16 protein-coding genes and 1 pseudogene are annotated in these 20,848 nt (G+C 71.1%); 10 read left to right on the top strand and 7 right to left on the bottom strand.

Translation table 11 applies throughout. The annotated features are described in order from the left end of the window. Positions 1 to 8 precede the first annotated feature (8 nt). Together JW592_RS20470 and JW592_RS20465 are read left to right on the top strand one after the other, a co-directional pair. Entirely contained in the window at positions 9 to 431 is a 423-nt protein-coding gene (locus tag JW592_RS20470) for a hypothetical protein (RefSeq protein ID WP_229376476.1), read from the top strand. A 341-nt stretch (positions 432 to 772) separates the two neighbouring features. After that, positions 773 to 1,477 carry a hypothetical protein gene (locus JW592_RS20465; RefSeq protein WP_229376475.1) on the top strand — a complete coding sequence of 235 codons (705 nt, stop codon included), beginning with the start codon at positions 773 to 775 and terminating at the stop codon, positions 1,475 to 1,477. Between the two features lie 35 nt (positions 1,478 to 1,512). On the opposite strand, the gene JW592_RS20460 is transcribed toward JW592_RS20465, so the two are convergent. Both JW592_RS20460 and JW592_RS20455 read right to left on the bottom strand, forming a co-directional pair. Continuing rightward, the gene (locus JW592_RS20460) at positions 1,513 to 2,466 is read right to left on the bottom strand and encodes an endonuclease/exonuclease/phosphatase family protein (protein WP_209266624.1); all 954 of its coding nucleotides are present in this window, start codon (positions 2,464 to 2,466) and stop codon (positions 1,513 to 1,515) included. A gap of 135 nt (positions 2,467 to 2,601) precedes the next feature. Beyond that, positions 2,602 to 3,777, bottom strand: a complete 1,176-nt coding sequence (locus JW592_RS20455) for an acyl-CoA dehydrogenase (protein WP_209266623.1) — start codon at positions 3,775 to 3,777, stop codon at positions 2,602 to 2,604. A 361-nt stretch (positions 3,778 to 4,138) separates the two neighbouring features. Between JW592_RS20455 and JW592_RS20450 the strand changes: the two genes are divergently transcribed. Next, a complete protein-coding gene (locus JW592_RS20450; protein ID WP_209266622.1) occupies positions 4,139 to 5,452 on the top strand; it encodes a glycoside hydrolase family 18 protein in 1,314 nt (437 codons plus the stop codon). 91 nt (positions 5,453 to 5,543) lie between these two features. Here JW592_RS20450 and JW592_RS20445 read toward each other — a convergent pair whose 3' ends face one another. Beyond that, the gene (locus JW592_RS20445) at positions 5,544 to 5,819 is read right to left on the bottom strand and encodes a GlsB/YeaQ/YmgE family stress response membrane protein (protein ID WP_209266621.1); all 276 of its coding nucleotides are present in this window, start codon (positions 5,817 to 5,819) and stop codon (positions 5,544 to 5,546) included. 74 nt (positions 5,820 to 5,893) lie between these two features. After that, complete coding sequence (locus JW592_RS20440) at positions 5,894 to 6,565, bottom strand: TetR/AcrR family transcriptional regulator (RefSeq protein WP_209266620.1); 672 nt, start codon at positions 6,563 to 6,565, stop codon at positions 5,894 to 5,896. A gap of 229 nt (positions 6,566 to 6,794) precedes the next feature. On the opposite strand from JW592_RS20440, the gene JW592_RS20435 reads away from it, so the two are divergent. The 3 genes from JW592_RS20435 (at position 6,795) to JW592_RS20425 (ending at position 12,679) form a co-directional block, all read left to right on the top strand. Beyond that, positions 6,795 to 8,600 (top strand): bifunctional 3'-5' exonuclease/DNA polymerase, encoded by a 1,806-nt coding sequence (locus JW592_RS20435; RefSeq protein WP_209266619.1) that lies wholly within the window; start codon positions 6,795 to 6,797, stop codon positions 8,598 to 8,600. A 107-nt stretch (positions 8,601 to 8,707) separates the two neighbouring features. Then, a complete protein-coding gene (gene gnd, locus JW592_RS20430) occupies positions 8,708 to 10,156 on the top strand; it encodes an NADP-dependent phosphogluconate dehydrogenase (RefSeq protein ID WP_209266618.1) in 1,449 nt (482 codons plus the stop codon). A 447-nt stretch (positions 10,157 to 10,603) separates the two neighbouring features. Beyond that, the gene (locus JW592_RS20425) at positions 10,604 to 12,679 is read left to right on the top strand and encodes a M4 family metallopeptidase (RefSeq protein ID WP_209266617.1); all 2,076 of its coding nucleotides are present in this window, start codon (positions 10,604 to 10,606) and stop codon (positions 12,677 to 12,679) included. Between the two features lie 683 nt (positions 12,680 to 13,362). On the opposite strand, the gene JW592_RS20420 is transcribed toward JW592_RS20425, so the two are convergent. Both JW592_RS20420 and JW592_RS33620 read right to left on the bottom strand, forming a co-directional pair. Next, entirely contained in the window at positions 13,363 to 13,905 is a 543-nt protein-coding gene (locus JW592_RS20420) for a MarR family winged helix-turn-helix transcriptional regulator (RefSeq protein ID WP_209266616.1), read from the bottom strand. An 8-nt stretch (positions 13,906 to 13,913) separates the two neighbouring features. Then, the gene (locus tag JW592_RS33620; RefSeq protein ID WP_209266615.1) at positions 13,914 to 14,483 is read right to left on the bottom strand and encodes an FAD-dependent monooxygenase; all 570 of its coding nucleotides are present in this window, start codon (positions 14,481 to 14,483) and stop codon (positions 13,914 to 13,916) included. A 161-nt stretch (positions 14,484 to 14,644) separates the two neighbouring features. Here JW592_RS33620 and JW592_RS20410 point away from each other — a divergent pair, with 161 nt between their 5' ends. From JW592_RS20410 to JW592_RS20395, 4 genes and pseudogenes are all read left to right on the top strand, one after another. Then, positions 14,645 to 16,303 carry a DHA2 family efflux MFS transporter permease subunit gene (locus tag JW592_RS20410; RefSeq protein WP_209266614.1) on the top strand — a complete coding sequence of 553 codons (1,659 nt, stop codon included), beginning with the start codon at positions 14,645 to 14,647 and terminating at the stop codon, positions 16,301 to 16,303. A 62-nt stretch (positions 16,304 to 16,365) separates the two neighbouring features. Beyond that, positions 16,366 to 16,758: pseudogene (locus JW592_RS32875) on the top strand (sugar phosphate nucleotidyltransferase); the annotation flags it as partial. Positions 16,759 to 17,117: 359 nt separating this feature from the next. Then, entirely contained in the window at positions 17,118 to 18,083 is a 966-nt protein-coding gene (locus JW592_RS20400) for a glycosyltransferase family 2 protein (RefSeq protein WP_209266613.1), read from the top strand. A gap of 3 nt (positions 18,084 to 18,086) precedes the next feature. Then, positions 18,087 to 19,469: a polysialyltransferase family glycosyltransferase gene (locus JW592_RS20395; protein ID WP_209266612.1), complete on the top strand. Its 1,383-nt coding sequence runs from the start codon at positions 18,087 to 18,089 to the stop codon at positions 19,467 to 19,469. Positions 19,470 to 19,550: 81 nt separating this feature from the next. On the opposite strand, the gene JW592_RS20390 is transcribed toward JW592_RS20395, so the two are convergent. Continuing rightward, on the bottom strand, positions 19,551 to 20,666 hold the full coding sequence (locus JW592_RS20390; RefSeq protein WP_209266611.1) for an acyltransferase: 1,116 nt from the start codon (positions 20,664 to 20,666) through the stop codon (positions 19,551 to 19,553). Positions 20,667 to 20,848: the final 182 nt, after the last annotated feature.

Raw genomic sequence — 20,848 nt, 5'->3', positions numbered from 1 at the left:
GGGATTACATGCGCACGACGAAGTCCGCCCACTCCGCTCGCCGGTACGACGAGACGCAGCAGCACGACACGGCCGCTCCCCCGGACGGCCCTGACGTCGCCCCAGAGTTGACAGGACCGGTCGCCGAGGACGAGATGTACGAAGGTCTCCGCGTCAAGTGCCCCGAATGCCGCCAGGCCATCGCGGTCTTCACCCACGAGGAGAAGCTGCCGCGCCACGGGCTGTGCGCCTCGCCCTGGGACCCGTTCGGGCTGACGGTGTGCCAGGGCTCTGGCATCCCGGTGCGGGAAGCCACGCCCTGGGACAGCGAGACCCGTGAGCGCGCGGTGAGCGAACTGCTCACGCTGCCCGAGGGACTTGACTGGCGCACCCAGCCGTTCTCCCACGCGGGCCGCCCCGACCACCGGCCGGTGCGCGCCGCAGCGGAGTGAGGTGACTTGGCTCAACGCGTCCACGCAGGGCGGTCGTTGAGAACGGAGCCGTGGCGCGCGACGTGCCTCCCGCGCGCCGGAGCCCGCCCGTAGCCCGTACCGGGCGAGTACGGAGTCGGCAGGTGGTCGGACGGTCGCCTTCCGTTCCCTTCCACTCCCTATCCGTTCCCTTCCGTTCCCTTCCGCCCGATACGGAGCGTTGCCGACACTCGGTGACGAAGCAGTGCCACGGCGCTGTGCGCGTTTTCGGCAGGGCCCCACTGAGGAACCCGTGACCGGGTAGCTCCGTGCGGGCCCGGCGTGGGTCCCGCACGGCTGGGACCCGGTGCCGAGGAGGCGTCATGGCAGCGAACACGAGCACGAAGAGCAGGACGGGCAAGTCGGCAGGCACCAAGCAGGGCGGCAAGCAGGAACAGCAGCAGCGCGCCCTGGTGCGGGAGCTGCTGAAGCGGCACGGAAAGACCTACGCGGAAGAAGCGGGCATCACGCTGCGTGACACCCCACAGCCGCTCTACCAGCTTCTGGTGCTCTCCCTGCTGCTGAGCGCCCGCATCCGCTCGGACATCGCGCTCGCCAGCTCGCGAGCGCTCACGCGAGCCGGGATGAAGGACCCGAAGCGGATGGCGGAGGCCACCTGGCAGCAGCGGGTCGACGCACTCGGCGAGGGCGGCTACCGCCGCTATGACGAGCGCACCGCAACCCAGCTCGGCCAGGGAGCCGAACTGCTGCTGGACCGCTGGGGCGGGGACGTGCGCAGGATGCGCAAGAGCGACGATCCGGAGCGGGCGCTGCGCGAGGTCCCGGGCATCGGCCCGATGGGCGTCGCGATCTTCCTGCGGGAGGCCCAGGCGGTGTGGCCCGAGTACCAGCCGTATCTGGACGACAAGGCGCTTCAGGGCGCCGAGCGGCTGGGGCTGCCGAAGTCCCCGGAGAAGCTGGCCGGGATGGTCAGGAAGGACGAGCTGGCACCGCTCGCGGCCGGACTGGTGCGGGTGGCGCTCAGCAAGGACGTCGCCGAGGAGGTGTGGGACGCCGCCCGCGGGTGACCGGGTCTCGCCCGCAGGCGGTGCCCCGCCGGGGCCTAGAGCTCGATCAGTGCCTGGACCGGCAGGTGGTCGCTGGGGTACTGCCCGCCCCGCTCGAAGGTGTTGATCGAGGCCCGGCGCACCCGGACGCCGGGAGAGGCCAGTATCCAGTCGATGCGGTCTCCGTCGGGTACCAGGGGCCGGTAGCCGTGAAAGGTCCCGTACAGCTTGCTGCGGCTCTCGGCCACCTCCCAGGTGTCGACGAGCCTCCCGTCGGCCAGCAGCGTGTCGTAGACGGGGTTGCCGTGCGCCGGGACGTTGAAGTCGCCGGTCACCAGGCGCGGAAGAGCCGGGTCGAGCCCGCCGAGCCGCTCGTTGATCAGCGCGGCCGACCGCTCACGCGAGGGCTGGCTCCGGTGGTCGAGGTGGGTGTTGAGGTGGTAGAGCTCGTGCCCGGTGGCCAGATCGCGGAACCGGACCCAGGTGACCATCCTGATGACGGTGTTGCCCCAGGTGGCCGAGCCGATGAGAGCGGGCCGGCCGGAGAGCCAGAAGTGGTCGTACTCCAGCGGCCGCAGCCGCCGGACGTCGTAGAAGATCGCCATGAACTCGTCCCGGCTGCCGCCCGCGCGGCCGATACCGAGCCAGTCGTAGCGCGCCCGCCCCAGATCGGCGGCGATGTCCTTGAGCTGCGCGTACAGCCCCTCCTGGGTGCCGAGCAGATGCGGCCGCTCCCGCCGCAGCAGCGCCCGGGTGACCGGCCTGCGCTCGGGCCAGCTGTTGGGCGGGGTCTCGGAGGCGTAGCGCAGATTGAAGCTCATCGTGCGGAGCGCGGCGCCGCCGGCTCTTCGCTGCTCCTGGGTGGGCCCGGTGGCGGGGTGTGCTGCCGGGGGGTGCGCTGTCTGGGCGTGCGCGGTCGCGGCACGCGCGGTCAAGGGCAGGGCGAGGGCCGCCGCCGCGGCCGTACGGATGCTGCGGCGGCGGGTGAACTGTGGTGCGGATGCGGACATATGGCGCCTCCGGCTGTGGGCGGTACCCGACTTCCGGGAGATTCTCAGACCCTCGGATGAGGGGGAAGTGGCCCGTACGGGTACGGGGCGCGAACGGCACCCCCCGGTTCCGCCGCGCCCGCTCAGCCTGCCCGCTCAGCCCTTGCTCTCCGGCCCGGCCAAGTGCCGGGCGACCACCATCCGCTGGATCTGGTTGGTGCCCTCGACGATCTGCAGGACCTTGGCCTCGCGCATGTACCGCTCGACGGGGAAGTCCGTCGTGTAGCCGTATCCGCCCAGGAGTTGCACGGCGTCCGTGGTGACGCGCATGGCGGTGTCGGTGCAGAACAGCTTGGCCATCGCCGCCTGCTTGGCGAAGGGCTGCCCCGCGTCGCGCCGCCGGGCGGCGGCCAGGTAGAGGGAGCGCCCGGCCTCGATGTGGGTGGCCATGTCGGCGAGCGTGAAGCGCAGCCCCTGGAAGTCGGCGAGGGGGCGGCCGAACTGTTCGCGTTCCGCCGTGTAGGCCAGCGACTCGTCCAGCGCCGCCTGTGCGACGCCGATGGCGCAGGCGGCGATACCCAGACGGCCGGAGTCGAGTGAGGAGAGCGCGACGCTGAAGCCCTGGCCCTCGTCCCCGAGTCTGCGGGCGTCGGGGACCCGCACGCCGTCGAAGTGGAGCTGCGCGGTGGGCGATCCGTTCAGCCCCATCTTGTGCTCGGGCGTGGCGGCGCTCAGCCCCTCGGCGTCGGCGGGGACGAGAAACGCGGTGATGCCGCAGGGCCCCTCCTCGCCGGTGCGGGCCAGGACGGTGTAGAAGTCGGCCACGCCGCCGTGGGTGATCCACGCCTTGGTGCCGTCGAGCACCCAGTCAGCGCCGTCCCGGACGGCCCGGGTGCGCAGTGAGGCGGCGTCGGAGCCGGAGGAGGGCTCGGAGAGGCAGTAGGCACCGAGCAGGCCGCCGCCGAGCATGTCGGGCAGCCACTCGGTGCGCTGTTCCTTGCTGCCGAAGTGGGCCAGCCCGTGACATGAGAGGGAGTGCACGCTGGTGCCGAGCCCCACGGTGAGGCGTGCCGCGGCCAGCTCCTCGAGGACCTGGAGGTAGACCTGGTAGGGCTGGCCCCCACCGCCGTACTCCTCGGGATAGGGCAGGCCGAGGAGGCCCGCCTCGGACAGCAGCCGGAAGGTCTCGCGGGGAAAGGTGCCCGCGGCCTCCTGTTCGGCCGCCACGGGCCTGATCTCCCGCTGCACCAGATCACGGACGAGGCCCAGCAGGTCCCGTGCCTCGTCGGTGGGCAGTTCACGTTCCACCGGCTGCGGACCGTCCTTGGGCATGGCGCGCTCTCCTTCGGGTCAGGAACTACGGCGACGACGCCGGGGTGAGGCGGGTCGCCGAGGGACACCGGCCCGCTGGCGGACCGGGGGTGCCGCTGCCCCTGCCGTGATACTGCACCGTCGGATCGCGAGGGTGGCTGACCAGCGGCTGCGGCGAGTTGGAGTATGCCCGATCGAGGGCGGCACGTCACCGGCGTACGGCGACGCACCGCGCGCGGGCCGGGGGCGGCCAGGGTCCGGGGCGGCCACGGAGACGGTCTCCGAAATTGGTCCGAACCATTGACGCACTGGTCTAGTCCTTCTACATTCCTCGAACGTACGACCGGCACCACACCCCCCGCACCCCACACGCGAGGTGACCATGCTCGGATCGGACAGCCAACACTCCCTCGACACCAGACGCCCCCGGCGCCTCTCCCGTCGCCCCCGCCCTCGCGGACTGATCGCCTTCCTGGGTGCACTGTGCGCGGCGCTCCTGGCGACGACACTGCTCTCGGCCACCGCCTCCGCCGGAACCCGGCAGGCACCGGCGGAGCAGCGGAAGGCACCGGCCGCGGCCGCGAAAACCACGGCAGCGGGCGGCAAGACAGTCGGGTACTTCACCAACTGGGGCGTCTACCAGCGCAATTACCACGTCAAGAACATCGAGACCTCGGGCTCTGCCGACAAACTCACCCACATCAACTACGCCTTCGGTAACGTCCAGGGCGGCAAGTGCACCGTCGGCGACAGCTACGCCGACTACGAGAAGACCTACACCGCAGCGCAGAGCGTCGACGGCAAGGCCGACACCTGGGACCAGCCGCTGCGCGGCAACTTCAACCAGCTGCTCAAGCTCAAGCAGAAGCACCCGGACCTGAAGGTGCTCTGGTCGTTCGGCGGCTGGACCTGGTCCGGCGGCTTCGGCGAGGCGGCCAGGAACCCGGCGGCCTTCGCCGAGTCCTGCTACAACCTGCTCAACGACCCCCGCTGGAAGGGGCTCTTCGACGGCATCGACATCGACTGGGAGTACCCGAACGCCTGCGGCCTCAGCTGCGACACCAGCGGCCGGAACGCCTTCGCCAACCTGATGAAGGCCCTGCGCGCCAAGTTCGGCAGCAAGCTGGTGACAGCCGCGATCACCGCCGACGCCTCCCCCGGCGGCAAGCTGGAGACCACCGACTACAAGACGGCCGCACAGTACGTCGACTGGTATCTGCCGATGACGTACGACTACTTCGGCGCCTGGAACGCGCAGGGTCCCACGGCCCCGCACTCCCCGCTCAGCTCGTACCAGGGCATACCCAAGGAGGGCTTCAACACCCAGGCGACCATCGCCAAGCTCAAGGCCATGGGCGTCCCCAGTAGCAAACTGCTCTACGGGCTGGGCTTCTACGGCCGCGGCTGGAGCGGGGTGACGCAGTCAGCACCCGGCGGCACGGCGACCGGTCCGGCACCGGGCACCTATGAGCAGGGCATCGAGGACTACAAGGTCCTCAAGACCCGGTGCCCGGCGACCGGCAAGGTCGGCGGCACCGCCTACGCACACTGCGGCAACCAGTGGTGGAGCTACGACACCCCGGAGACCATCGGCGCCAAGGGCGACTGGGCAGCACAGCAGGGCCTGGCCGGCGCCTTCTTCTGGGAGCTGAGCGGTGACACCGCCAACGGAGAGCTGATCAAGGCGATCCGGTAGGCGAGCGCTCGGCGGCACACCCAGGCCCCGCGGCAGTCGGCCGCGGGGCCTGACCCATGCCGCTGCGGCACCGTGCGCCGCAGCCCGGCGGCTAGCGGTGCACCCGTCCGCCCGCGCGGGCACCCTCCAGCGCGGCGACGCCGACCGCCGCCAGGGCGACCTGGATGATCAGCTCGATCCAGTCGAATCCCCTGGTGTCGGCCACACCGACGGCGCCCGCTATGCCGGTGCCGACGAGTGCGGCGATGATGCCCACCACGACCGTCCACACCAGGCCGACCCGCTGCCTGCCCGGCAGCACCAGCCGGCCGAGCGCGCCGATGATGACACCGACGATGAGCGCGCTGATGAGACCCGATATGTCCATGGTTTCCCTCTCAGCCGGATGGACACTCTCGATGGGACGGGTGTCCCGAAAGGGCGGAGATATGCCGGTGCCGCTCAGGGAGCCGTCCGCGTGGGCGGAGGCAGGGCGGGATCGAACTCTCCGACGACCTCCAGCGTGCTGTCCAAGGTGCGGGTGAGCAGCGCGCAGAGCTGCTCACGGGAGAGCTTCTGCGGGTGGGCGAGCCAGTCGAGGGTGACGCCCTCCACCGAGGACAGCCAGCCCACCAGGGCCTTCCGGGCGAGCGGCGGGGCGTCGGGGTGGCCCCAGGCGCCCTCGGCGATGGCGCCCAGCAACTGTTCGCGCGCCCGGTCGCGGATGGCGAGGACCTGCTCGTCGTGGCCCACTCCCCCGGTGACGATGGCGCGATAGGCCGCGTGGTTGTGCTGTGCATAGGCCAGATAGCCGTCGATGGTGCGGTGGATACGCTCGGTGCGGGGCAGCTCGCCACCGCTCGTCGCCCGGACGATCAGTTCGGTGACGGCCTGCTCGATGATCGCCAGGTAGTAGCCGCGCTTGTTGGTGAAGTAGTAGTAGATCAGCCCCTTCGCCACCCCGGCGCTGCGGGCGATGTCGTCCATGGACAGAGCGTCGTAGGAGGTGTCGGCGAACAGCCGGCGCCCGGTCGCCAGCAGCTCGGCGCGTCGCTCCTGAGATCGCTCGGTGCCTCCCTCGGTCCCACGGGATGCGGCAGGAGTGCGTGAGCCACGCTGTTGGGTCTTGTTCACATCGGTCCCTGGTCTCGGCCCTGATCTCGCGGCCTGGTCTCAGCCCTGGTCTCGGCCTGGTCTCGGCCTGGTCTCGGCCCTGGTCTCCAAGTGGGGCGGTGGCAGGAAGTATGGCACCGCCCCACCCGCGCCCGGCCCGGATTCGATCAGCTGGCGCACTCAGGCGGCCCGCGGGTGTACCCGGCGGCGGCTCGGGGCCGTTGTCAGAGGTGGCTGGGAGACTCCCGGTATGGAGGAGACGGGGGCTCGGCCGGCGACGCGGACGGCGCCTGCCGCGGGTGGCGGCCAGGCGCCTGCCACCGGAAGCGGTGGGTCGCCTGTCGCGGGCCGGTGGGCGCTGGTGCCGGCGGCCGGTGGCCGGGTGCGGGTGTGCCCGCTCGACTCCCGGGGCCGCCCCGCCGGTCCGGTGTACACGGAGGAGTCGGCGGCGGCTGCCGTACGGGCCCGGCCCAGGACGGTGCGCTGGGTGTGGCGCGCCACACCGGAGGTGCAGCACGCGCTGGCGGCCGCCGGGGTGCGGGTCGAGCGGTGCTATGAGGTGGAGACGGCGGAGGCTCTGCTGCTGGGCCACGAGGGCCGGGCGGGCGAACCGCGCTCGCTGCCCGCCGCCTGGGCACGGTTGCACGGCCGGCCGGTGCCACCGGACCGGCAGCCGTCCCCGCGCGAGACGGACCCCCAGCCCTCGCTGTTCGAGACGGGTCCGGTCCCGCTGCCCGACGGGGCCGACCCGCTGGAGGCCCTGCTGGAGGTGTACGCGGCACAGCTGGACCGCACCGCGCGGGCCGAGCATCCGGACCGGATGCGGCTGCTGCTGGCCGGAGAGTCCGCCGGAACCCTGGTGGCCGGGGAGATGACGGCCGCCGGGGTGCCCTGGAGCGCGGAGATCCACCGGGCGCTGCTGGACGAACTGCTGGGGGAGCGCTACGCGGGCAGTGGGCTGCCGAGACGGCTGGTGGAGCTGGAGGAGGAGGTGTCGCGGGCCTTCGGGCCGGGCGAACGGGTGCGGCCGGATCTGCCCGGGGACGTACTGCAGGCGTTCGCCCGCGCAGGGATCAGGCTGGGTTCCACCCGGGCCTGGGAGCTGCGCAAGGTGGACCACCCCGCGGTCGAGCCGCTGCTGCGCTACAAGAAGCTCTACCGGCTCTACACCGCGCACGGCTGGAGCTGGCTGCGTTCCTGGGTGCGGGACGGGCGTTTCCGCGCCGAATACGTGCCCGGCGGCGCGGCTTCCGGCCGTTGGACGACCAACGGGGGCGGTGCGCTGCAGATCCCCAAGGTGGTGCGCCGGGCGGTGGTCGCCGAGCCGGGATGGCGGCTGGTGGTGGCGGACGCCGACCAGATGGAGCCGCGGGTGCTGGCCGCCGTCTCCCGGGACCCGGGCCTGATGGCGGTGGCCGGTGGCGAACGGGACCTGTACACGGCCCTCTCCGAGCGGGCGTTCTCCGGCGACCGCGACCAGGCCAAACTGGCCCTGCTGGGCGCGATCTACGGCCAGACCAGCGGTGAGGGGCTGCGGAACCTGGCCGCGCTGCGAAGACGGTTCCCCGCCGCCGTGTCGTACGTCGACGAGGCGGCGCGCGCGGGCGAGGAAGGGCGGCTGGTCCGCACCCATCTGGGCCGCACCTGTCCGCCCGTGAGCCAGGGCGGCGATGGCGGCCAGGACGGGGAGGAGACGGGTCCTGAGGCGGGTGAGGGGCTGGGCGGGCGGGACGAGGCGGAGTGGCCCTCGGACAGCGGCCCGGCCGCCCGCGCGCGGGGCCGGTTCGCCCGGAACTTCGTGGTGCAGGGCAGCGCGGCCGACTGGGCGGTGCTGATGCTGGCCGCACTGCGGCAGCGGCTCGCCCACCTGGCCGCCGAACTGGTGTTCTTCCAGCACGACGAGGTCATCGTGCACTGCCCCGCCGAGGAGGCCGAGGAGGTACGGGAGGCGATCACGGCGGCGGGCGAGCAGGCGGCCGTCGCCGCGTTCGGACCGACCCCCGTGCGGTTCACCTTCACCACGGCCGTCGTGGAGTGCTACGCCGACGCCAAGTGACCCGGACGCGCCGCGGGGCACCAGGAAGCGAGCGGTCCCGGGCGTGTCAGGAGACGATCGGTGGGCAGTCGTGCAGGCCCGGTACCCGAGAGCCGAGAGGGATGGACATGACAGCTTCGGCGCAGATCGGCGTCACGGGACTGGCCGTCATGGGGCGCAACCTGGCGCGGAACTTCGCCCGCGGCGGCTGCACCGTCGCGCTGCACAACCGCACCGAGGCGCGGACCCGGGAGCTGGTCGAGGAGTTCGGCGACGAGGGCGACTTCGTACCCACCACCTCGGCCCGGGAGTTCGTGGCGGCCCTGCGCAGGCCCCGCTGCCTGGTGGTCATGGTGAAGGCGGGCGGACCGACGGACGCGGTGCTCGAGGAGTTCGCCGGACTGCTGGAGCCCGGTGACGTCATCGTCGACGGGGGCAACGCGCACTTCGCCGACACCCGCCGCCGGGAGGCGGCGCTGCGCGAGCGCGGAATCCACTTCGCCGGCACGGGTATCTCAGGCGGCGAGGAGGGCGCGCTGCTGGGCCCGAGCATCATGCCGGGCGGCTCAGCGGAGGCGTACGAGGTGCTGGGCCCGCTGCTGGAGCGGATCGCGGCCCGCGCCCCGGACGGCGCGCCGTGCGCCGCGCACATCGGCCCCGACGGCGCCGGCCACTTCGTGAAGATGGTGCACAACGGCATCGAGTACGCGGACATGCAGCTCATCGCGGAGGCGTACGACCTGCTGCGGAAGGTCGCCGGGCGCAGGCCCGCCGAGATCGCGGAGATCTTCCGCGGCTGGAACCGGGGCCGGCTGGACTCCTACCTCATCGAGATCACCGCTCAGGTCCTCACCCACACCGACGCGGACACCGGCCTGCCGTTCGTCGACGTGGTGGCGGACCGCGCGGAGCAGAAGGGCACCGGGCGCTGGACGGTGCAGACGGCACTGGATCTCGGAGTGCCGGTGCCGGGCATCGCACAGGCGGTCTTCGCCCGCTCGCAGTCCGGCCACACCGGGCTGCGCCAAGCCGCGGCGGCGCTTCCGGGACCGGGCGCGGAGCCGCTGCCGGAGGCGGAGGCGGACCGCTTCGCCGAGCAGGTCGAGCAGGCGCTGTACGCCTCCAAGGTCATCTCCTACGCCCAGGGCTGGGACATGATCCGGGCCGGCAGCGAGGAGTTCGGCTGGGGGATCGACCTGTCCCGCGTCGCCGCGATCTGGCGTGCGGGCTGCATCATCCGGGCGGCGTTCCTGGACCGTATCCGCGCGTCGTTCGCCGAGCGTCCCGGGCTCCCCACGCTGCTGGCCGATCCGGAGTTCGCGCGGGAGCTGGGCGGGGCGCAGGGGGCGTGGCGCCGGATCGCCGCCGCTTCCGCGCGGCACGGGGTGCCGACGCCAGGTATCTCGGGGGCACTTGCCTACTACGACGGGCTGCGCGCCGAGCATCTGCCCGCCGCTCTCACCCAGGCGCAGCGCGACTACTTCGGCGCGCACACGTATCGGCGCCGCGACCGGGAGGGCACGTTCCACACCCGGTGGGGCGGCGACCGCGCGGAGGTCCGTACGGACCAGGGCTGATCCGGCGGCACTTGGCGCACCTCCCGCCTGTTCCGGTAAGGGGCTGCCCCTGACCGTCGCCTGCGGGCTGCGGGAGCGTTCGGGGGCGGGAGCGCGCCGATCCCCGCGGCCCTTCGGGGCGCGGTCTTCGCTCCGGATAGCGGACGCGCACTGGCGGACAACGGACTGTTTCCGGCCAAACCCTTGATGCGCTCCTGACAGGCGCGCGTCCGGGTGGCACTCTGCGACTGGCCGCCGCGCAACCGCGCGAACGTCGAGCGGCCGTTCCCCCACGTGGTGTTCGGGGCAGCTCCGATCGCCACATCAGTTCCACCGGTTGCACTGGCCCCACCGGTGCGGCCTTGCTCTGCCTTGCTCCGCCTTGTTCTGCCGAGATCTGCCCGGACGGTCATCCGCCGCCCGGTCTCCCAGGCCGCACATCCCTGCGGCCCGCAGAAGGAGTCAGCATTGCGAAGATCAACCTCCCACAGAAAGTCCGCCACCTCCCACAGACGTCCGCACCCCAAGGCGTCGGCCGGCATCGCGCTCGGCGCGGTCGCGGCCCTGCTCTCGGTGGCCGTACAGACCGGCCCGGCGACGGCCGACGACCAGAGCCGCGCCGGCGCCGGATCGGCGGCGGCCAAGGGAGCCGACCGGGGTGCCCTGCCCGCCGATCTCTCGCCGGACCAGCGCGCCGCGCTGCTGCGGAAGGCCGACAGCAAGAAGGCCGCCACCGCGAAGAAGCTGGGCCTCGGCGCCAAGGAGAAACTGGTCGTCCGCGACGTGCTCAAGGACCGCGACGGCACCCTCCACACCCGCTACGAGCGCACCTACGACGACCTGCCCGTCCTCGGCGGTGACCTGGTGGTCGAGACCACCGGGAAGGGCCGCACCGAGGAGGTCCTCCGCGCCTCGAAGCACAAGCTGAAGAACGTGCCCTCCAAAGCCCGGGTGCGCCCGGCCACGGCGGAGCGGCAGGCCGTCAAGGCCGCCGACGCCGCGGGCTCGGAGAAGACCGACGCCGACCGCGCGCCCCGCAAGGTGGTATGGCTGGCCAAGGGCAAGCCAACCCTCGCCTACGAGACCGTGGTCGGCGGCCTCCAGGACGACGGCACGCCCAACGAGCTGCACGTCGTCACGGACGCCCGCTCCGGCAAGAAGCTCTACCAATGGCAGGCCATCGAGACCGGCATCGGCAACACCCAGTACAGCGGCCAGGTCGACCTCAGCACAGCCAGGTCGGGCTCGAACTACACGCTGACCGACAACGACCGCGGCGGCCACAAGACCTACAACCTCAACCACGGGACGTCGGGCACCGGTTCGCTGTTCACCCAGACCTCCGACACCTGGGGCAACGGCAGCCCGTCCAACGCCGCGACCGCCGGCGCCGACGCGCACTACGGCGCCGCGGAGACCTGGGACTACTACAAGAACGTCTACGGCCGCTCCGGCATCAGGGGCGACGGCCGCGGCGCCTACTCCCGGGTCCACTACGGCAACAACTACGTCAACGCCTTCTGGAGCGACAGCTGCTTCTGTATGACGTACGGCGACGGTTCCGGCAACAGCAAGCCGCTGACCTCGCTGGACGTCGCGGGCCACGAGATGACGCACGGCATCACCTCGGCCACGGCGGGCCTCATCTACAGCGGTGAGTCGGGCGGCCTGAACGAGGCGACCTCGGACATCTTCGCCACCGCGGTGGAGTTCCACTCCAACAACTCGGCCGACCCGGGCGACTACCTCATCGGCGAGAAGATAGACATCCGCGGCAACGGCACCCCGCTGCGCTACCAGGACAAGCCCAGCCGCGACGGCAACTCGAAGGACAACTGGTACGCGGGCATCGGCAACATCGACGTGCACTACTCGTCCGGTCCCGCCAACCACTGGTTCTATCTGCTGAGCGAGGGCAGCGGCGCCAAGGTCATCAATGGCGTCAGCTACAACTCGCCCACCGCCGACGGGCTCCCGGTCACCGGGATCGGCCGCGAGAAGGCAGCGCTCATCTGGTACAAGGCGCTGACCACCAAGTTCACCTCCACCACCAACTACGCCTCGGCACGCACCGGGACGCTGGCCGTGGCCGGTGAGCTGTACGGCACCAGCAGCGCCGAGTACAAGGCGGTGGCGGACGCCTGGGCAGGTGTGGCCGTCGGTGCCCGTCCCGGCGACGGCGACCCGGGTGACGGCAAGACGTTCACGAACGACACCGACGTCACGATCCCGGACTATCCCGGCCCTGCGGTGACCTCCCAGATCACCACGAGCGGGCTGACCGGGCGGGCCCCCGCCAGCCTCAAGGTCGGCGTGAACATCGTCCACACCTACAGCGGTGACCTCCAGGTCGATCTGATCGGCCCGAGCGGCAGGTCGTACCGGCTGCACAGTGTGGCGGCCGACCCGACGCCGAACATCGACACCACCTACACGGTCGACGCCTCGGCGGAGAACGCCAACGGCACCTGGCAGCTGAGAGTCCGGGACAGGGGCCCGGCCGACACGGGCTACATCAACAGCTTCAAGCTCACCTTCCCGTAACCCTCGTACAGCGCCCTCCGACCGCGCCCTCCGACCGGCGTGTGCCGGGCGGAGGGCATCGGGCGCACACCATGGCCGCGCGCCGTGCCGGGAGCCCTTCTCCCGGCACGGCGCGCACTCTTGTGCCCTGAGCGCCTGTGTCCCTGAGTCAGGCCGCCGGACGGTCGGTCTTCACACCGGCGTCCACATCCCTGGCACAGCAATAAACCTTTCCTGCCACTTTGCGGCGGCGCCAGTTGAACTGGCTGGCGAGTCGGTAGACGGAGCGCTCTTGATCTCCGCGAGGGCCTCGACCTCCGCCCCCGTGTACCACAACCGCCGTGGCTGCCACGGGATGTGGGCGGCTTCCGACACCAGCCGTGCCCATTCGTCGGCAAGCCAGGCGTGTTCCGGGTCCGCGCTGCACCGTTACGGGGCTGGGCTGCTCCGGCAAAGACCGTCGCTGCGCGATCATGCGCAGCCGACCTGACGGTCTTCGACCCCCGGAGGAATGACCAACAGCCGGGTTTCCGTTGACCGGGTGACCCGCCCCTGCTCCCGACAGCTGTGCGGCTGAGCGCAGTGGGCCGCCGAGCTCGCCGCTTTCTCTCCGTTTCGTCACCGGCAACGCGGCGGACCAGGCCGGGAGTCCGGCCCGGTCCCGCCTCCCGCCGCCCGTTCGTCTGCTGCCGCCCACGCTCCCCTCATGAGGTCGGCGTTTCCCCGCCGTTCTCCTGGGCGCCGGGCCGCTGGCCGGGCTGCAGCGCGTGGTACTCGTGCGCCAGCAGGGAGTCCATCGTGTCGCTCAGATGGGTGATGAACTCCTGGAACTGCCGCAGCTGCGCCGAGGTGTACCGGGAGATCTCGGCCCCCAGGCGTTCGGTGTAGGGGCCGAAGAACTTCATCGCCTGCGGTCTCACCTCAGGGCTGCTGCGCAGAGTGACGATCCGGCGATCGGTGTGCTCCCGCTTGCGTACGACGTGGCCCGCCTTCTCCAGCCGGTTCAGCAGCGCCGTGGTGGCCCCGGAGGACAGACCGATCCGCTCGCTCAGCCGGGCCGGCGAGAGCGGGACGCCCTTGTCCTCCGCGTAGAGGATCTCGGCCAACGCCGCGGCGTCCGTGGAGTGGAGACCAAGCCAGGCGGCGAACCGCCGGGTGAACTCGGTGTAGTTCGCGCCAAAGGTCCGCAAGTCGTCCAGCAGGCGCTCGGGCCGGGTGTCAACGCTTGCCACCGCGTGCTCTTCCATCCTCAACTTCACATCCTGTCGGTCCAGCTCGAGGCCCCGCCGCTGAAGCGGCCGGCCTCTTCGTCGGCCCCCTCGCCTCCCCCATTTCCTTCATCATAAAGATTCCTCACTGTGGAGTCACCAGGGGTGCGAACTCTTGCCACGGGAGCTCGCCCGGCCGCCTCGGGGAGGCGGTGGCGCGGGCGCCGGACCTCCGTCCCGTGACGCCCGGCGCCGGCAGCGTGATCGCTGTCACTATAAGGTCGCCGCCGTTCAGCTCGTGCCCCCTGCGCAGCTCGACACCCAGGGATCGGCCCCACTCGGACAGCACGGCCTCGGTGCGGTACTGCGGCACCTTCCAGTTCTCCGCGTAGCAGCTCTCGGCGGCGGCCGCGTCGAAGGGCAGCCCGCCGAAGCACCCCCGCGGCTCGCGCGCGAGCCAGGCGAAGGACTCGGCCGGACCGCGCCGGGTCCAGCAGTTCCATGGTCCGGACCGTCAGCTGGGAGGCCCGCGACTCGGTCATGGGACTCGCCAGCCGGTCGGCCAGCACGACCCGCGCCCCGTACCGGCTCCGGCCCCCGGCGAGGAGCAGCCCCACCGGCTCCGCCGCCTTACCAAGGGGTCTCGTTCAACTGGCCGCGGAACGGGTCGATTCGGAGCCGCACCAGGTGCCGCGCACGGGGCGCGAGCGGCGAGGCTCGCGGACTCTCGCACGTTCCTCGCGCGTTGACAGAAATACCGCGGTGAAATAACTTCACCATGGAGATACACCAGAGTGGAGGAACCGTGAGCGGCACCCCAGAAGCATCTCCCACCACGCGCCAGTGGCTCGGTCTGATCGCCGTGTCCCTGGGTGTGGCCCTGATCGTGGTGGACATCACGATCGTCAATGTGATCCTGGCCCCGATCATCGACGACCTGAAGATCGACTCCGTCGAGGCCCAGTGGATCCAGGAGTCCTACGCGATCTCCTTCGCCGCGCTCCTCCTGCTGACCGGTCGCCTCTCGGATGTGTTCGGCGCACGCAAGGTCTTCCTCGTCGGCCTGGTGGCATTCGGGCTGACCAGCCTGCTGGCGGCCGCCGCACCCAGTGGCGGCATGCTGATCCTCGCCCGCTTCCTCCAGGGCCTCGGTGCCGCCGCGATCCTTCCCACCTCGCTCGCGCTGGTGAACGCCACCTTCACCGGCCGCGCCCGCGGGCAGGCCTTCGCCGTCTGGGGTTCCACCATCGGCGCGGCCGCCGCCGTCGGACCGCTGCTCGGCGGCTGGCTGGCCGACTTCTCCTGGCGCTGGGCCTTCGGTATCAACATCCCGCTGGTGGTGCTGATCATCGCCGGCACGCTCGTCCATCTCGACGCCTCGCCGCGGCTGCGGGCCCGCATCGACGCGGTGGGCAGCGTGCTGTCGGTCGTCGGCCTCGGCCTGCTCGCCTTCGCCCTGATCGAGGGGCGCACCTACGGCTGGATGGAGACCATCGAGCCGCTGGACCTGGGTGCCTTCACCTGGAGCGCCGGCCCGTCGCCGGTCTTTGTGGCCTTCGTCGTCTCCGCCGTTGCCCTGGTGCTGTTCTGGCTCAGGCAGGCCGCGCTCGGGAAGGCCGAGAACGAGCCGCTGATGGACGTACGGCTGTTCTCCATCCGCTCGTTCCGCAACGGGAACTTCGTCACCCTGGTGGTGGGTGTCGGCGAGTTCGGGATCATCGCCGTGCTGCCGCTGTGGCTGCAGTTCGCCCTCGGCTACAGCGCCTTCCAGGCTGGTCTGGCCCTCGTCGCGCTCGCCGGGGGCAGCTTCTTCGCCAGCGGCGCCAGCTTCTCGATGGCCGCCTCTGTCCCCGCGCTCCAGCAGGTGCGGATCGGCCTGGTACTGGAGGCCGCAGGGCTGGTGATGCTGGGCCTCATCGCCGCCACGGACAGCGCCTGGTGGCTCATCGCCATCTCACTGTTCATCTACGGCATCGGTGTCGGCTTCGCGACCGCCCAGGTCACCAATATCGTCCTGGTCGACGTGCCGGTACGCAGCGCCGGGCAGGGGTCCGGGATTCAGAGCGCGGCCCGGGAACTGGGCTCGGCGCTGGGTATCGCCGTTCTCACCACGCTGTTCTTCACCACTCTGGCGTCCGACCTCAAGCACCGGCTCGGCGATGCCGGTCTGACCGGCCCGCAGGCCGACCAGCTGAGCGACGTCGTCGCCAAGAGCGCAGGCTCGGTCATCCCCTCCCTCTCCGACAACCCGCGCACAGCGGACGCCGCCGAGGCGGCGCGCGAGGCCATGGCGCACGGCCTGGAGCTGGCCAGCTACGTCTGCGCGGCATTGCTCGTACTGGCCCTCGCCGCAACGCTGTTCGTCGCGTCGAAGAAGCCGGCGGCAGCGGCGGCGGCCGAACCCGCGCTGCAGAACCAGGAGACCAGCGCGAGCTGACACCCGGCGGGGCCGCCGCCGCGACCGGCGGCAGGCCCCCACCCGAGCCGGCGTCCGGCACCACGAGGTACCGGACGCCGCGGGCGCCTCGGCCGACTCCCCCGACGGCCGGTTCGCTCATTTTCGTGTGCCGTGGGCAGGGGGCCGACGCGGGTGTCACCGAGGTGGGAATCGTCGTCGGAGACACCGCCGACGAGATCAAGGAGGCAGTGGGCGACGGTTCCGCTTTCGGTATCGATGTGACCTACATGCGCCGGGAGGCGCCGCTCGGCCTCGCTCACGCGGTGATGATTTCCCAGGAGTTCCTCGGGGACGACGACTTCGTGGGGTATCCGGGCGACAACTTCATCGTGGGCGGTATCACGGAGCCGGTGAGGAACTTCCATGAACACCGCCCCGCGGCCCATGTGCTGCTGACCCGGGTGGCCGATCCGTCCGCGTTCGGAATCGCGGAGCGGGCTCCGCTTCTCCGGCTGTCCGGCGCCTGGGGCCGAGTGGGGCGGCATTTCCGGGACTTCTCGCGCACTGTGACGTGCGTCACCAAAAGTTCACTGAAAAGCCGGGCAACTGCCCGGCGGCGCACTTTATGCCCGGCGGCCGTCACGGTGCATTTCTCCGGAGTGCGGAAATCACCGGTCAGTGCGGCGTGTTCAGCGCTTAGGATGCAAGTAAGGGCGCATCACCCGATGGCGCTCCGTACTTGACCGTCCGCGCATCAGCATTTATCCGAAGAAATGCACGAGCCTTTACCGGCAGTTCACCGTGCGTTTGTCGAACCGCATTCTTCTCTCCCCCCTTACCGCCTGGAACGCACATGCCCGAGCTCTCCGTCATCGTCCCATGTCACAACGTGCAGGAATTCGCCGAGGACACCCTGCGGAGCCTCGCCGCCAACGCGGGGCCCGCAACGGAGTTCATCCTGGTCGACGACTGCTCCACTGACGCCACCCCCGAGATCCTGGACGCGTGGCAGCGGCGCATCCCCCGCACCACGGTCATCCGGCACGGGGAGAACAAGGGCATCGCCCAGAGCCGCAACAGCGGCATCGACGCCGCCCGCGGCGCCTATCTCACCTTCCTCGACGGGGACGACTGGTACGGCCCCGGCTACCTGGACGCGCTCGTGCGCACCATCGAGGAGCTGGGCTGCGACTTCGTAAGGACCGACCACGTCCAGAGCACCGAGACCACACGTGTGGTGCGCCGCGCTCCGGCGCCGGTGCGCGACACGGTGCTCGACCCCCGGGACGTGATCGCCCCGCCGCAGGCGGAGACGATGGTCGACTATCCGTTCGTCTGGGCGGGCGTCTACCGGCGCAGCCTGTTCGACAACGGCGCGTTGCGGTTCGCGGTCGACCTGCGTACCGCCGAGGACCGGCTGTGGACGTGGCGTCTGCACCTGGCGGCAAGGTCGTTCGCGGCGACCGGGCTGCTGGGCGTCTTCTACCGGCGCGGGGTGAGCACCTCGCTCACCCAGATCCGGGACGCCCGGCAACTGGACTTCATTCCGGCCCATGACGCGCTGCTCGCGGACCTCGCCGCCGACCCCGAGGGCGAGCGCTTCCTGCCCAAGGCGGTACGGACATACTGCGCGCTTCTCGCCTTCCACCTCGCCAACATCAGGCGCTACCACCGCCCCGTCGCCAGGCGGCTGAGGAAGATGGTCACGACCGCGCTGGACGGCATGCCGCAGGACGTGCTGGAGACGACGCTGGCGGGCATGGACCACGAACGCGCCGACAAACTGCGGCGCTTCCGCACGACGGGGAAGGCGGCCTGACCGATGCCCGTACACACCCCGCAGCCGGTCCAGATATTCGAGGTCTCCACCCTCTACGGGGTGGCGACACTGGCGGCGTCCCTGGACGCCGGTCAGTTCGGGTCGCCCGACGCCGCCCGCAGGATTCTCCTGGTGTCCAACAACGCCGCCACTCCCGAGGCGGCGACCCGGCTCGTCACCATGAACGGCTTCGACGCGCTCGCACGGCGCTTCGACGAGATCGTCGACTGGAACGAGACCATCCGCCCCCACCATCCCAGCACCTGGGCTCCGCCGCGTGACGAGTCGCCGCTGTGGGAGCGGATGCTGCGCGAGACCTGGCGGCTGGGCGACGCACCGGTCGAGCTGGTGGTGGAGTCGGTGCACGTCAGCCCCGCCAAGGCGCTGGCCACGGTCTTCGGCGGCAGCGCCGTACACGTCTACGCCGACGGCCTGATGAGCTACGGGCCCACACGGGAGCGGCTGCCCCAGTGGCTGGGCTGCCGGATCCAGCGGCTGCTGCACCTCGATCTGGTGCCGGGGCTGCGCCCGTTGCTGCTGGACGAGCACTCCGTACGGCCGGAGATCGTGCCCGGCGACGCCTTCGCCAAAGTGCTCGGCGAGCTGGGCGAGGCCGCCGCGGGGGAACCCGAGCTGGCCCGGGTGGCGGCCGACGGCCCGACCGCCGTACTGCTGGGGCAGTACCTCGCGGCGCTGAACATTCTCACCCCCGAGGAGGAGGAAGAGCTCCACGCGCGGATGCTGCGCGGAGCAGTGGCGGCGGGTCACGAGTGCGTGGTGTTCAAACCGCACCCCACCGCTCCGGCGCGCTACTCGCAGGTGCTGGAGAAGGCAGCGGCGCAGGCCGGTGTGCGGCTGCACGTCCTCCAGGGCCCGGTGCTGGCCGAGGCCGTCTACGACCGGTGCCGTCCGACGCTGGTGGTGGGCTGCTTCTCCACGGCGCTGCTGACCGCCGCCGCCTACTACGGCATCCCGATCGCCAAGGTGGGCACGGAGGCGCTGCTGGACCGGCTGACGCCCTATCAGAACAGCAACCGGGTGCCGGTGACCATCGTCGACTTCGGCGTCCCCGACCTGGAGGGCGCGGTCGAGTACGCCCCCATGACGGCTCGGAAGGTGGAACAACTCGGCGCGCTGGTGAGGACGGTGGGGTACTGCATGCAGGCGAAGCTCCACCCGCAGCTGCGCGAGGACGCCGTCACCTGGCTCGGCGCACACCTCGACGAGGTGACCGTCCGCTACTTCAAGCGCCGCCGGCTGACCGCGCTTGCGCTCCCCGGAGGCGGTACGTCGGTCCGCGCCCGGCTGCTGCGCACCAGCCCGTCCGCACGGTGGGCGGCACGCCGGGTCCGCTCGGCACAGCGAAGACTGCGCCGGGCCGGGTGAGAGACGGGCGGTGGCCGGTGCCGGAACGGGGCTCCGGCACCGGCCACCACGCGTCGGGCCCGGCCTCTCAAACCACCCCGGCTACCCCAGGTAGCGCCGCAGCCGGAGCCGTCCCCACAGCATGCTCACGGCGAAGGACGACACCACCGTGGCAGCCCCCAGCGCGGCCGCGGCCGCTGCGGCGCCCAGCCATCCGCGGTCGGCGGAGACGAACGAGGGCGCGAGGGTCTTCAGTACCAGGATGTGGAACATGAAGGCGCCCAGCCCGGCGTCCGTCAGTCCGGTGAGCACCGGACGCACCCGCTCCGGGATACGCACCCCGTTGGCGGCCAGCAGTACGCAGACGCTGAGGGCGGCCACGAAGACGCTGGCGTTGGGGATCACGAAGTGGATGCGGTCCTGCGACCACAGCACAGCGGCCAGCGAGACCACCGCGCCCGCGAGCCACCACCAGCGGTGAGCGCGCCTGGTGGCCGGCAGGCTGAGCAGCAGCGCACCGACGACCGCGTAGATCAGCGAATAGCTGCCCACCTGCCAGCCGAAGCGGGGCACGTCCCATCCGGTGAGCTCCGCCAGGTCGCTGAAGGCCGTGGGGCCCGCTGAGATCACCACGAGCGCCGCGACGACGCCCCAGGGGCGTTTGCCGGCCTTCAGCAGCATCACGAAGCCGAGAATCAGGATCAGCGGTACGTGGGCGTAGAAGTACCACAGGTGGAAGGCGGGCTGGACGGTGCCGAAGGCGGCGTCCAGGGCCAGCTTCGGCGTCGGCGCTCCGTTCGTGTCCCGCCAGCGGCCCCAGGCCAGATAGACCGCCGACCAGACGCCCACCGGGATGATCATGCGCAGTGACCGCTTGCGCAGCGTTCCCCCGTCCCGCGGCGGCGCTCCCACCAGCACGGCCCACCCGGCGATCGCGAAATACATGGGGACGGCCCAACTGGTCACCGAATCGAGGAACAGGCCTGTCCAGTAGACCGCCCGTCCGTTCTCAGCACTCTTGCCGACGGCCTGCATGCACTCGCCACCGACGTGCCCGAGAATGACGGAACAGGCGCAGATGACGCGCAGCAGGTCGATGTCGTACCGGTGTTCCCTGCGGGCCGTTTTCTTCTGCTCGGACGGTATGTGCTCGGAATGCGAGCGAGGCGTGGGAACAGCGGCCGTCGCCGGTGGCGCGGAAACTTCTTCAGTTGACATGGCCAGCCCTGGAGTACGTGGAATTCTGCGCGACGTCGACTGTCGGCGCGGCTTCGCCGGTCACCGGCGAGCGGACCTGTGAAATCGTGCCAGCCGTCCCCGCGCTGAACCTGTACGGAAAGGGAACAACAGCCGAACTCCTCCGCGGGGCCGCGGGACGTAGCCACCGCGATCCGCTCGAC

The organism is Streptomyces spirodelae, from assembly GCF_017676385.1.
Taxonomy (GTDB): Bacteria; Actinomycetota; Actinomycetes; order Streptomycetales; family Streptomycetaceae; genus Streptomyces; species Streptomyces spirodelae.
The sequence above is the reverse complement of the archived record's forward strand: the minus strand, read 5'-3'. Positions and strand labels throughout refer to the sequence as shown.

Excerpts from the sequence above, each read along its gene's own strand:
- JW592_RS20470 (WP_229376476.1), top strand. The coding sequence starts at position 9 with ATGCGCACGACGAAGTCCGCCCACTCCGCTCGCCGGTACGACGAGACG.
- JW592_RS20465 (WP_229376475.1), top strand. The coding sequence starts at position 773 with ATGGCAGCGAACACGAGCACGAAGAGCAGGACGGGCAAGTCGGCAGGC.
- JW592_RS20460 (WP_209266624.1), bottom strand. The coding sequence starts at position 2,466 with ATGTCCGCATCCGCACCACAGTTCACCCGCCGCCGCAGCATCCGTACG.
- JW592_RS20455 (WP_209266623.1), bottom strand. The coding sequence starts at position 3,777 with ATGCCCAAGGACGGTCCGCAGCCGGTGGAACGTGAACTGCCCACCGAC.
- JW592_RS20450 (WP_209266622.1), top strand. The coding sequence starts at position 4,139 with ATGCTCGGATCGGACAGCCAACACTCCCTCGACACCAGACGCCCCCGG.
- JW592_RS20445 (WP_209266621.1), bottom strand. The coding sequence starts at position 5,819 with ATGGACATATCGGGTCTCATCAGCGCGCTCATCGTCGGTGTCATCATC.
- JW592_RS20435 (WP_209266619.1), top strand. The coding sequence starts at position 6,795 with ATGGAGGAGACGGGGGCTCGGCCGGCGACGCGGACGGCGCCTGCCGCG.
- gnd (WP_209266618.1), top strand. The coding sequence starts at position 8,708 with ATGACAGCTTCGGCGCAGATCGGCGTCACGGGACTGGCCGTCATGGGG.
- JW592_RS20420 (WP_209266616.1), bottom strand. The coding sequence starts at position 13,905 with ATGGAAGAGCACGCGGTGGCAAGCGTTGACACCCGGCCCGAGCGCCTG.
- JW592_RS20410 (WP_209266614.1), top strand. The coding sequence starts at position 14,645 with ATGGAGATACACCAGAGTGGAGGAACCGTGAGCGGCACCCCAGAAGCA.
- JW592_RS20400 (WP_209266613.1), top strand. The coding sequence starts at position 17,118 with ATGCCCGAGCTCTCCGTCATCGTCCCATGTCACAACGTGCAGGAATTC.
- JW592_RS20395 (WP_209266612.1), top strand. The coding sequence starts at position 18,087 with ATGCCCGTACACACCCCGCAGCCGGTCCAGATATTCGAGGTCTCCACC.
- JW592_RS20390 (WP_209266611.1), bottom strand. The coding sequence starts at position 20,666 with ATGTCAACTGAAGAAGTTTCCGCGCCACCGGCGACGGCCGCTGTTCCC.